The sequence below is a fragment of the Mycobacterium sp. NBC_00419 genome, assembly GCF_036023875.1.
Classification (GTDB): Bacteria; Actinomycetota; Actinomycetes; order Mycobacteriales; family Mycobacteriaceae; genus Mycobacterium.
Genome location: NZ_CP107931.1, coordinates 913,014 through 923,662, shown reverse-complemented (window position 1 = coordinate 923,662; position 10,649 = coordinate 913,014). Strand labels below are relative to the sequence as shown.

10 protein-coding genes are annotated in these 10,649 nt (G+C 66.1%); 6 read left to right on the top strand and 4 right to left on the bottom strand.

The features are described from left to right. Window positions 1-344: 344 nt before the first annotated feature. Window positions 345-818, top strand: a complete 474-nt coding sequence (locus tag OG976_RS04420) for a ribose-5-phosphate isomerase (RefSeq protein ID WP_328358399.1) — start codon at window positions 345-347, stop codon at window positions 816-818. A gap of 33 nt (window positions 819-851) precedes the next feature. Here the strand turns inward: OG976_RS04420 and OG976_RS04415 are convergent, their stop codons facing one another. Continuing rightward, a complete protein-coding gene (locus OG976_RS04415; RefSeq protein ID WP_328358396.1) occupies window positions 852-2,315 on the bottom strand; it encodes an ABC transporter substrate-binding protein in 1,464 nt (487 codons plus the stop codon). A gap of 113 nt (window positions 2,316-2,428) precedes the next feature. Continuing rightward, window positions 2,429-3,073 carry a cysteine hydrolase family protein gene (locus tag OG976_RS04410; RefSeq protein WP_328358393.1) on the bottom strand — a complete coding sequence of 215 codons (645 nt, stop codon included), beginning with the start codon at window positions 3,071-3,073 and terminating at the stop codon, window positions 2,429-2,431. 107 nt (window positions 3,074-3,180) lie between these two features. On the opposite strand from OG976_RS04410, the gene OG976_RS04405 reads away from it, so the two are divergent. From OG976_RS04405 to OG976_RS04395, 3 genes are read left to right on the top strand one after another with little or no spacing between them, the layout of a single operon-like run. After that, complete coding sequence (locus OG976_RS04405; RefSeq protein ID WP_328358390.1) at window positions 3,181-3,990, top strand: helix-turn-helix domain-containing protein; 810 nt, start codon at window positions 3,181-3,183, stop codon at window positions 3,988-3,990. 32 nt (window positions 3,991-4,022) lie between these two features. Next, complete coding sequence (locus OG976_RS04400; RefSeq protein WP_328358387.1) at window positions 4,023-4,814, top strand: Fpg/Nei family DNA glycosylase; 792 nt, start codon at window positions 4,023-4,025, stop codon at window positions 4,812-4,814. A gap of 22 nt (window positions 4,815-4,836) precedes the next feature. Further along, window positions 4,837-6,528 (top strand): cation:proton antiporter, encoded by a 1,692-nt coding sequence (locus OG976_RS04395; RefSeq protein WP_328358384.1) that lies wholly within the window; start codon window positions 4,837-4,839, stop codon window positions 6,526-6,528. Window positions 6,529-6,562: 34 nt separating this feature from the next. Here OG976_RS04395 and OG976_RS04390 read toward each other — a convergent pair whose 3' ends face one another. Both OG976_RS04390 and OG976_RS04385 read right to left on the bottom strand, forming a co-directional pair. Next, window positions 6,563-7,417 carry a DUF1542 domain-containing protein gene (locus tag OG976_RS04390; protein ID WP_328358381.1) on the bottom strand — a complete coding sequence of 285 codons (855 nt, stop codon included), beginning with the start codon at window positions 7,415-7,417 and terminating at the stop codon, window positions 6,563-6,565. A 54-nt stretch (window positions 7,418-7,471) separates the two neighbouring features. Next, a complete protein-coding gene (locus tag OG976_RS04385; RefSeq protein WP_328363155.1) occupies window positions 7,472-8,641 on the bottom strand; it encodes a serine hydrolase domain-containing protein in 1,170 nt (389 codons plus the stop codon). 221 nt (window positions 8,642-8,862) lie between these two features. On the opposite strand from OG976_RS04385, the gene OG976_RS04380 reads away from it, so the two are divergent. Together OG976_RS04380 and OG976_RS04375 are read left to right on the top strand one after the other, a co-directional pair. Next, window positions 8,863-10,281, top strand: coding sequence for a hypothetical protein (locus tag OG976_RS04380; RefSeq protein ID WP_328358378.1), 1,419 nt, complete (start codon window positions 8,863-8,865; stop codon window positions 10,279-10,281). A gap of 68 nt (window positions 10,282-10,349) precedes the next feature. Continuing rightward, complete coding sequence (locus OG976_RS04375; RefSeq protein WP_328358375.1) at window positions 10,350-10,643, top strand: hypothetical protein; 294 nt, start codon at window positions 10,350-10,352, stop codon at window positions 10,641-10,643. Window positions 10,644-10,649: the final 6 nt, after the last annotated feature.

Genomic DNA, 10,649 nt, shown 5'->3' with positions numbered 1-10,649 from the left:
GCGAGGAGAGTGTTGCTCACTCGTTCCCCCAATCCCGGAGCACGGCGAAGCCGATTGGAGACGCCAACATAGCACCACCGCCCTTGACTTCGCGCGCGAATTCGGTACCCTCCGCGGCTCCTGATATGCCGGCCGTTGCGGCTTTCGTCTGCTGCTGCGCCTTTGACTGTCGGGCAAGGGCTTTGACTACTTCGGTGTACATCCTGCTGAGTTCACAACGGTCAGCTGACTACCGATCCCAAACAACCGGGGCGAATGTTGAGGAGACAAATAAAGCAGCAGTAAGTGCGGCGAGGTTCCGTCAACCGGCGGGCTCCGGAAGCGGAGGCGTTAGGGTTACCGGCATGCGTGTCTACCTCGGCGGCGATCATGCCGGATACGAACTCAAGCAGGCCATCATCGAGCATCTGAAGAAGACCGGCCACGAGCCGATCGACTGCGGTGCATTCGACTATGACGCCGACGACGACTACCCGGCCTTCTGCATCGCCACGGCGCTGCGCACGGTCGCGGACCCCGGCAGCTTGGGCATCGTGCTCGGCGGCTCCGGCAACGGCGAGCAGATCGCGGCCAACAAGGTGCCCGGCGCCCGGTGCGCCCTGGCGTGGAGCACCGAGACCGCGTCACTGGCCCGCGAGCACAACAACGCCCAGCTGATCGGTATCGGCGGCCGGATGCACACCGAGGCCGAGGCGCTGGCCATCATCGACGCGTTCGTCAGCACCCCATGGTCGGAGGCGCCGCGCCACCAGCGTCGTATCGACATCCTCGCCGAGTACGAAGCCGACCACGTACCACCGCCGGTGCCCGGCGCCTAGCCATCGTCGGTGCGGCCGGCGCGGGTGCGCCGATCACCCGGCACTCAAAGCCGACAGCCGCAACGTCTGCGGGCTGGTGACCACGTGAGCCTGTTCGACTCCGTGCAACCATGGTTGGGCAACCATGAAGTCGTTGACATCGGCCATGTTGAGCCAGCAGCCGGTGTCGGCGGCGCCGGCGGCGGCTTGGGAGAAGGCTTGTAAATCCTCGGTTTCCAGGCCTTTCGACAATGCCGACGTGATCGGTGGAGCCGAGCAGCCGAAGTAGTTGAGCGCGCCGTCGGCGTCCCAGGAAATATGTCCCCACATGTACGGCGAGGCCGCATCGGGCCAGCCGGTGTAGGTGAGGATGTCAGGCGCATCCGGGGCGTCGGTTCCGATCCAACCGAAGATCTGCGATGTCGGGTAGCTCTGTACCTTCACGTCGAGACCCGTTGCGGCAAGCTCGGTCTGAAGCAGGTTCGAGATCAGCTGATTGTCCGGCATGCTCGAGTCGTACCCGATGACAATTGACTTCTGATTGGCAGGCAGTCCAGCGGTGATGGCGGTCAGCGCCGCCGGGTCATGGGTGATGCTTTGCTTGCCCAACTCCGGAGCGATGACGTTCGGCGGATACATCTGTGACGCGACACGGCCGCGGCCCGCGTAGGTCTGTGTGACCAGGGTGTCGAGGTCGATTGCCTGGAGAAGCGCCTTGCGGTGGGCGGCATCGGTCAGCGTGGCCCTGCGCGGGTTGACGTACAGGTAGTTCGACACCATCGTCGGTAGCGAATAGTGGGAGAACTTGGTGTCGCCGAGATAGGACTGGACCGCAGAGGAGGGCAGGTCGTGCAGGACGGCCGCAAGCTGGCCGCTGTTGAACTGCAGCTGCTGAGCTGAAGTGTCGGTGACCACCGGAATGTCGACCTTCTGGAAATAGGGCTTGGCGCCCCAGTACCCGTCGAAGGCCTCGAGCGCGTACTTAGACCCGACATTTGCTTCGGTCAGCGTAAAGGGTCCTGTCCCCAGATCGTGGGCGGTGAGGTAGTTCTCGGCATTGTCGGTGCCGGAGTTGCTCTTGAGGCCCTCGGGGCTGAGCATGCGCGGTCCGTAGGCCGACGCCAGGTAATCCAGGAAGGCAGAGTTGGGCGACCTCAGGGTGATTGTGACGTGGTGGTCGTCCTCGGCTGAGACAGTTTCGACGTCTTTAACCATGTATGCCGGTCCCTGGTTTACGGCGAGCCGCCGGTCGAATGACGCTTTGACCGCCGCAGCCGTGAAGGGCGTGCCGTCGTGAAACTTCACGCCGTCTCTGAGGGTGAACGTGAAAACCTTGTTGTCGGAAGATTTCGTCCACTCGGTGGCCAGGAGTGGTTCCAGTACAGGGGTGGCGGTACCGCCTTTGTATTGCAACAAACCTTCATACACGTTGGTGGTCAGCAGCAGGCCTTGTCCGGCGTAGAAGATGTCGGGGTCGGGTGGCTGGCCCGGGTCCTGAAGGAATGACAGGTGCAGCACCTTGTCAGTGGGTGCCGCGCTGGCGGGTCGGTCTGCGGAATTCGTTGCGCTGCAACCTGATAGTGCGACTAGTGCGGCAAGACCGACTGCGGTGAGCGCACAGGACCGACGGTTCATCTTTCGGCTCCTTGGAGTGCGAGGTTGCCGGCTTCGGACAGCTGCTTGAAGGCGCCGAGAATTTCTTCAGAGGTGCGCAACGCGCCCGTCTGCAGATACTCCATGGCATCGAGTGCCGCATCATGGCGGTACATCGACGATCCACCGACGCAGTCGGTGACCACTCGCACATAGAAGTCGCGTTGATGAGCATCGGCGAACGTGTAGTGCACACACACGTCGGTCAGTCCGCCAACCAATATCAGGGTCGAGGCCTTGAGTCCGCGCAGCACGATCTCGAAGTCGGTCCCGATGAAACCCGAGTATCGACGCTTGACGATGTGGAACTCGTCGTAGCCGGGTAGGGGCTGCAGGCTTGGTTCCAGATCGGTGCCCGGGCGGCCCTCGACGCAATGGACCCCTTCGGTGCCGTCGAGTTCACGCCCGAAGTCCACGCCGCTGGGGCGATGTACCTCTTGAAAGAACACCACGGGCACCCTCGCGGCGCGCGCCGCGGCGACTAACCGCTCCGCAATCGCCACGCGGTCGGCATGACCAGGCATGTGAACGATGCCGACCTCGTCGGCTGGCATGGCCCCACTTCGCTGAATGTCGACGACGACTAGGACGGGATTGCCCACGAGGAGCGGTTGCTTCGGCATGTTGCCTTTCCTGAAGTTGATCGTGGTGCGAGCCGCTGTCCGGTGAGCTGACGGCGACTCCCAGTTTTCCTATCAATCAATAGTTTATGGAGCTTTTTGGCCTATCAATGACCGTCGTGTTACGGATGCTGATCTGCGGATTAACGACTGATTGCGAATGTTCCAATCGCTCGATCGGATACGTCGTGCTAGCTCGCAGCTCCAGCATCGGGCACGATGAGACGATGGGGGCGAACGCCGGTCAGCCGGAGGCGGCCATTCAACGGCGATTGGGAGCGCAGGCACGCACCCTCATCCTCGATGCTGCCGCGGAGCTCTTCACCGTTCTGGGCTATGCGGGGACGTCAACCAGAGCGATCGCTGACGCGGTCGGGATCCGCCAACCGTCGCTGTATCACCACTTCAAGACAAAGGAGGAGATCGCCTGCGCGTTGTTGAACCAGACAGTCACACCGACCCTGGCTCTCATTCCCCATCTATTGGGGACTGTGCCGGCGTTGTCGCCAGCCGGTCATCTGCATGCGTTAGCCGTCTTCGACGGGGGTCGCCTACTCAACCGGCGATGGAACCTCGGAACTTTGTACCTCCAGCCGGAACTACGCAGTCCCGGTCTGGAGCCGTTCTGGCAGGGACACGACCGCCTTCGGTGGCACTACCTCAATCTGAGTCAGAGTGTCGTGGCTGAGACCGGCATCAGTAGGGCGGCGGCGGAATTGCCGTTTCGGATGGTGGAGTCGCTTGTCTTCCTATGGCATACCGAGTCGGGTCCGTACCGAGATGACTTGCCGACGCAAATCGCCGATGCGTGCCTGCGCGCCCTTGGCGTGGTGGAGTCCGATATAGAACGGATAAGCGAGGCGAGCCGGGGGCTGCTCGAGCGTTACACCGCCTCGCACGCAGTTGGCTGGGAGAGTTAGCCTGAGGTCTTTCCGACGTTCAAGGAGTAGCCGTGCCCGAGGGGCATACGCTGCACCGGCTGGCCCGGCTGCACCACCGCCGGTTCGCCGGCGCCCCGGTCGCGGTGTCCAGCCCGCAGGGCCGGTTCAGCGATGCAGCGGTGGTCAACGGCCGGGTGTTCACCCGCGCCTCGGTGTGGGGCAAGCATCTGTTCCACCACTACGACGGCGGGCCGATCGTGCATGTGCACCTAGGTCTGTATGGCACCTTCACCGAAGCCGCGGTGCCGATGGCGTTGCCGGTCGGGCAGGTGCGGATGCGCATCGTCGGCGGCGAGTACGGCACCGACCTGCGCGGCCCGACGGCCTGTGAACTCCTCGACGAGGCCCAGGTGTCGGCCATCGTGGCCCGGCTGGGCCCCGACCCGCTGCGCCGCGACGCCGATCCCGATCTGGCCTGGGCGCGAATCACCAAGTCGCGCAAGCCGATCGGTGCGCTTCTGATGGACCAGAGCGTGATGGCCGGGGTTGGCAACGTGTACCGCTGCGAGTTGCTGTTCCGCCAGCACATCGACCCGTACCGACCCGGCCGCGATGTCACCGCCGAGGAGTTCGGCGGCGCCTGGGAGGACCTGGTCGAGCTGATGAAGGTCGGGGTGCGGCGCGGCACGATCGTGGTGGTGCGTCCCGAACACGACCACGGCGCGCCGTCGTATCGGCCCAACCGTCCGCGCACCTACGTCTACCGCCGTGCGGGGGAGGAGTGCCGGGTCTGCGGCACGCCGGTCCGGACCGCCGCACTGGAGGCCCGCAACCTGTTCTGGTGTCCGACCTGCCAGGTGTGAGCATTGCCGCGAGAATGCCTCCATGGAACTGATTCTCGTGGTCGTTGGTGCGATCGTGGTCACTGCGATTGCCCATCAACGGGGTCTTGAACCCGCGCTGATCATCGTCATCGTCGGAATCGCGGCGTCATTCCTGCCCGGATTCGAAGCGCCCGAACTCGATTCGCACATCCTGCTGACCGTGGTGCTGCCGCCGTTGCTCTACTCCGCGGCGCTGGACTTCTCGTTCCCGACCTTCGTCCGCAACATCAAACCCATCCTCGGTCTGGGGGTGGGTCTGGTGCTCGTGACGGCCTTCACCGTCGCGGCGGTCTCGGCCTGGCTGGTGGTGGTGCCGTTGACCTTCGCCACCGCGTTGGTGCTGGGCGCCATCGTGGCGCCTCCCGACGCGGTCACCGCCGTGGCGGTGGGCCGCAAACTGGGCCTGCCCAAACGGGTGATGGCCATCCTGACCGGTGAAAGCCTGATCAACGATGCCGCCGCCCTGGCGCTGTTCTTGGTCGCCGTCGCCCAGGTGGCAGGTACGCACACGTTCATCGAGAATCCGCTGCTGCTGTTCGGCTACAGCGCGCTGGTCGGGCCCGTCGTCGGCGCGGCACTGGGCTACGTGACGTTGTGGATCCGCAAGCGGCTGAACAATCCCGGTCTGGAAACCATCCAGGGCCTCGTGGTGCCCTTCGCCGCGTTCATCGCCGCCGAGGAACTGCACGCCTCGGGGGTGCTGGCCGTGGTGGTCGCGGGGTTCGTGGTCGGCAGCGGAACGCTGGGCGCCGGCTACCAGACCCGCCTGCAGGAACGCTACGTGTGGCATGCGCTCGATGTTCTGCTGGAAGCGTTCGTGTTCGCCTACATCGGGCTGCATCTGCGCTTCGTCCTCGAGGATCTGCGGGAACAGCGCGAATCGCTCGCCGAGGTGGCGGTCGCGTCGGCGATCGTGCTGTTCATCGTCCTGGCGATCCGGCCGCTGTCGGTGTTCTTGATGTTCGGCCGCGGCGTACTGCTGCGCCACGTTGATCGCACCCTGTCGGTGCCGGTCCCGGCCGGCGGCGGCCGCGGTGCCCTGGGCACGAAGAAGCGGGGCAGGCCGCAAGGCAAATGGCGCTCGATGGTCGACAACCGGTCACTGAGCTGGCGCGAGAGCGTCGTGGTGTCCTGGACGGGTATGCGTGGGGTGGTGACGCTGGCCGCCGCGGCCGGCATTCCGCTGACCATGGCTAACGGCGAACCGTTCCCCGAGCGGGCCACGATCCAGGCGATCGCGTTCGTCGTCGCGGTCGGAACGCTGCTCTTGCAGGGCGCGACGCTGCCGCCGTTGATCCGCTGGCTGGAACTGTCCGGCCAGCAGGACGACCAGAACTACGAGCGGGACGAGACGCTGAAGGCCGAGCGAGCAGTTCATGACGCGGCCGACGAGGTACTCGCCGATTTCCGGGCCAACCCGCCCAAAGGACTCGACCCCCGGGTGCTGGTCGAGATCCGCAACACCATCGCCCGCCATTCCCAGGATGCCGACGAGATGCCCGACCCGGAGGCGCACACCCTGCGCGCCGAAGTGTTCTCCGGGCTCTATCGCGACGTGCTGGCCGCCCAGCGGGCCGCACTGATCAGTGAACGCGACGCCGGAAACATCGACGACGAGGCGGTACGGGCGATGTTGGAGCGCCTCGACCTGCAGGAGGCCGGCGTGACCTCGCGGCTGGAGAGCAGACTCTAATTCCCGGGTCGCTTCGCTCCAGCCCGCCGGATCTCTAGAAGTCGCCGAACCCGCCGAAGTCGCCGCCGCCGAAGTCGCCGAGTCCACCGCCGTCGCCGCCCCAGCCGCCACCGCTGTCGGCCCAGCCGCCGCTGTCACCGCCACCCCAGCCGCCGCCGTCGCCGCCCCAGCCACCGTCCTGGCCGCCCGCGTCGAGACCTTGGTCGTACCCCTGATCGAAGCCCTGGTCGAAGCCCGACCCGAAGCCGTTCTCGAAGCCGGAGGCGTCGTAGCCGACACCGCCCATCCCGGAGAACAGGGCGTCGAACAACAGCACCGAACCCACACCCCAGGCACCGGCGACCAGCGCGGTCTTCCACCACGGCTCGGAATACCAGCCGGCCGGCACCGGCCGTCCGGCCACCCGGCCGCCGGGGTAATAGTTCGGCGTGCGGGACGTGGGCATCGGCGAGGCTTCGATCTGGCGTCCCTCGAACTCGACCTTGCGATCCTCGGTCACCGCGCCCGCCGACTTCTGACCGGAGATCAGCTCCAGCTCCGGTCCGGGATCCATTCCCATCGCGGTGCGCGCGGCGCGCACGTAGTACAGCCCTTCCAGCGCGCTCTCCTTGGCCAACAGCGCCTGCTTGGCGGTGGTGGCCTGGTCGATCTGGGATGACGCCGCGGTGAACCGCTCCGAGGCGTCGGCCAGCGCCTGGCTGGAGGCGTCATTGGTGCCGCTGAGGTTGAGCACCTGACCGCCGAGACGTTCGATGATCCGCCGGGCATCAGCCTTCGCGTCGGCGAGGCTGGCCGCATTGCGATTGCCCGAGGCGCGCGACGAACTCCACACCGCCAGCGCGATCGCGGCGACTACCACCAGGATGAGCACTACCAGCACACCATTCATGGCACCCACAGTACCGAGCCGCCGCGAGTGCACCCGCGGATGAGAGTTTGCCTGTCAGAGAACGCCGATGGTGCGGTAGACCTCGTCGGACAGTGCGGTGCTGCGCGGATCGGCGTTGCACTTGGTGGCGTCGAAATAGTTCATCACGTAGGCGTAGCCGATCCGGTTCTCCAGGTCGACGAAACCGAACGAGCCACCGGATCCGCCGTGGCCGAAGCTGCGCAGATTCGGCCCGGCCACCCCGCGCTGGTTGAGCATGTAGCCCAGCCCCCAACCGTGGTCAGCGACCCGCGGGCCGAGCACCACGTCGGTGTCGAACCCGCCCTGCGACACGCGGGCCACCTCCATCTGCTCACGGCTGAGCAGCTTCTCCTGGGCCAGGCCGTTGTAGAAGGTGGCCAGCCCCAGTGCCGAGACATGGCCGTTGGTGCCGGGGAATTCGGCTGCGCGCCAACGGCTCAGCTCGTTGGAGCCGAGTTCGTCGTCGGGGACGAATCCCATCGCGACGGACAGCCCCGCCATCGGATGTTCGTCCAACGATGACGGGTCTCCGGGTGCCTGGCCGCGGCTCAGCACGTCACGGATGTGTGGCTTGTTCACCATTTCCGCGCAGCGGGAGTGCTCGACGGCGGGCAGCCCGATGTGCACGTCGACACCCATCGGCTCGGCGATCTCGGTGCGCAGGTACTGCCCGATGGTGCGGCCGGTGACCCGGCGGACGACCTCGCCGAGGATGAAGCCGAAGCTGACCATGTGATAGCCCTGCGCGGTGTCGGGCGTCCACCACGGGGCGGCGTCGGCGAGTTCGTCGCACACCCGATCCCAGTCGGCGGTGTCGCTCCAATGCAGCCGGGCGCGCGGACCGATCACCCCCGAGCGGTGTCCCAGCACTGAGGCGACGGTGATGTCCTGCTTGCCGTTGCGGCCGAACTCCGGCCAGTAGGAGGCCACCGGTGCATACAGGTCGATCTCGCCCCGGTCGGCGAGCAGATGAACACACGTACTCGTCAGGCCTTTGGTTCCGGAGAACACACTGGCCAAGGTGTTCTCCCGCCAGTGCCTGCGCCGGCGCGCGTCGGCGTACCCGCCCCACAGGTTGACCACGAGGTCCCCGTCGACCCACACGGCCACGGCGGCGCCCACCTCGTTACGGTCGTTGAAGTTCGCGACGAAGGCCTCGCGCACCGCGTCGAATCCCGCGACGCATACGCCGCCGAAGGGGATGGGGTTGCTCAACGCGCCTCCTGGTCGGGCATCCCTGACCGGCGTCGGGAACCGAACCTGAATCTACGACGCCCGACGATAGCCACCGATGCTGCGAACTTGATTGGAGCCGAACCGACATCGTGTCGTGACCAGCAGATTCAGTGCTTCCCGAGCGAATGCCCGGGCCGCACTTCACACTCAGACGTCGAACGACGACGGCGGTATCGAGGAGGACTTGTTTGAGCGGCGACAACGAAGTGCACACCGCTGTGGTCTTCGTGCACGGTCTGCTGGAACGCCGGCCCACCGACATCCTCGACGCCTTCGCCAAGACGGTGCTGCCCGGCCACGACAGCCACTGGGAGTGCCACCCGCAGCCCATCGAGGTCACCGACTCCTACGAGGCGCGCCGCTACGCCGTGCCGTCGGCCGGTGTCGACCTCTTCGAGTACGACTGGTCGTTCCTGATGACGAGCACCCGCTATGCGGGGTTCGCCCCCGCGTTGCTGCGGGTGTTCCTGCGGCGCCCGCGCAATGTGCCCGACCAGATCTTCGGCGTCTGGCGCGCGGTGTGGCTGGCTCTGCTGGTCCCGGCTGCCGTGCTGATCACGCTGAGCGTGGTGGGCGGGTATCTGTTGCACACCGGCATTCCGGGCTGGATTCTCGGGGTGGTCAGCAGCGTGGTGGTGCTGAGCATCGCGGTGGCGGTGTTCCGGATGTTGCCGCGGGCATTGACCCGCAGCTTTCTCACCACCGGATTCGTCAACGTGGCGCGCTACTTCGACCCACTGCCCGAGTCGCACGCGGCGCGGCGCGCCATCCGGGGCGGCCTCGTCGATCTGCTGCACACCCTGCACCAGGGCAGTTATGCGCGGATCGTCGTGGTCGGACACGGACTGGGCGGGTTCATCGCCTACGACGCGCTGAGCACGCTGTGGGCCGAAACCCATGAACTGCACGCGGGGGAGGCCGCCGGGCTGACGTCGCTGAGCCGTGCGGAGGAGGCTGCCGGTGGTCCGATCGACGACTTTCAGGACGCCCAGTTCCAGCTGTGGCAGGAGCTCCGAGCGCAGGGGAATCCTTGGCGGACAACTGATTTCGTGACCATCGGGACGCCGATGGCTTACGCCGACCTGTTCGTGGCCCGCCCGCCGGTCCTGGCCGGCTTGGGTCGTACCGACGCCCGTCACGCACTGTTCGACCGGATGGTCAGACGGGCCGTGGTGCTGACCTGCCCGCCGCGGTCCACGGCGCTGCCGGTCGACGCCGACGGCGGGCCGACCTCGTTCGGCGCGGGGCCGGTGCTGGGCGCGCAGTCCCTATTCGCCGTGACTCGCTGGACCAACCTGTGGTTCCCGGTGCGGCGCGGCAGCATTCGCGGCGACTGGTTTGGCGGGGTGCTGCGCCCGTTGTTCGGGCCGGGCATCCGCGAGATCGCCGTCACCGGCAATCTGCCCGAGCGACTGCGCCCCGGCGCCGCGCAGACCCAGTACTTCGCCCATCCCGAGCGTGACGGCGACGGCGACGTGGCCCGGCATCTGCGCGACGTGATGGCGCTGGGCGAGATTGACGGGCTGGCGGCGTCGCGCAACGCGCCCGAACCCGATCCTGCGACGGTTTCCCGGGTGGTCTATCGGTCATGGCAGCGCAGCATGTGATGCCACGAACTCGACAGCTTTCGCCGACTCTTGCGCGTGCGGTCTGCGCGGCCTTCGCCGTCGCAGCATTGCTGTCGGCTGTCATCGCCGGCGGCGATCTGTACTTCGCCGGCTTCCCGGATTCACACCTGACCGACTACGACACCGCGGCCGCGACGCCCAAACGGATCCTGATCTGGGCGGAGGTGGGTCTTGTCGTGGTCTTTGGGTATCTGGCCGTGGCGTCGATCGGTGCGCGGGCGCGCACGCTAGGACTTATCGCCGCTGTCGCTGTGTTTGGTGTTGTCGTGCTGGTCCAATGGTTCGGCATCCCTTGGTATTTCATTGAGCATCGGGGACTCGACAACGGAATTGGGGGCTGAGCAGCA

Excerpts from the sequence above, each read along its gene's own strand:
- OG976_RS04420 (WP_328358399.1), top strand. The coding sequence starts at position 345 with ATGCGTGTCTACCTCGGCGGCGATCATGCCGGATACGAACTCAAGCAG.
- OG976_RS04410 (WP_328358393.1), bottom strand. The coding sequence starts at position 3,073 with ATGCCGAAGCAACCGCTCCTCGTGGGCAATCCCGTCCTAGTCGTCGTC.
- OG976_RS04405 (WP_328358390.1), top strand. The coding sequence starts at position 3,181 with ATGACCGTCGTGTTACGGATGCTGATCTGCGGATTAACGACTGATTGC.
- OG976_RS04395 (WP_328358384.1), top strand. The coding sequence starts at position 4,837 with ATGGAACTGATTCTCGTGGTCGTTGGTGCGATCGTGGTCACTGCGATT.
- OG976_RS04390 (WP_328358381.1), bottom strand. The coding sequence starts at position 7,417 with ATGAATGGTGTGCTGGTAGTGCTCATCCTGGTGGTAGTCGCCGCGATC.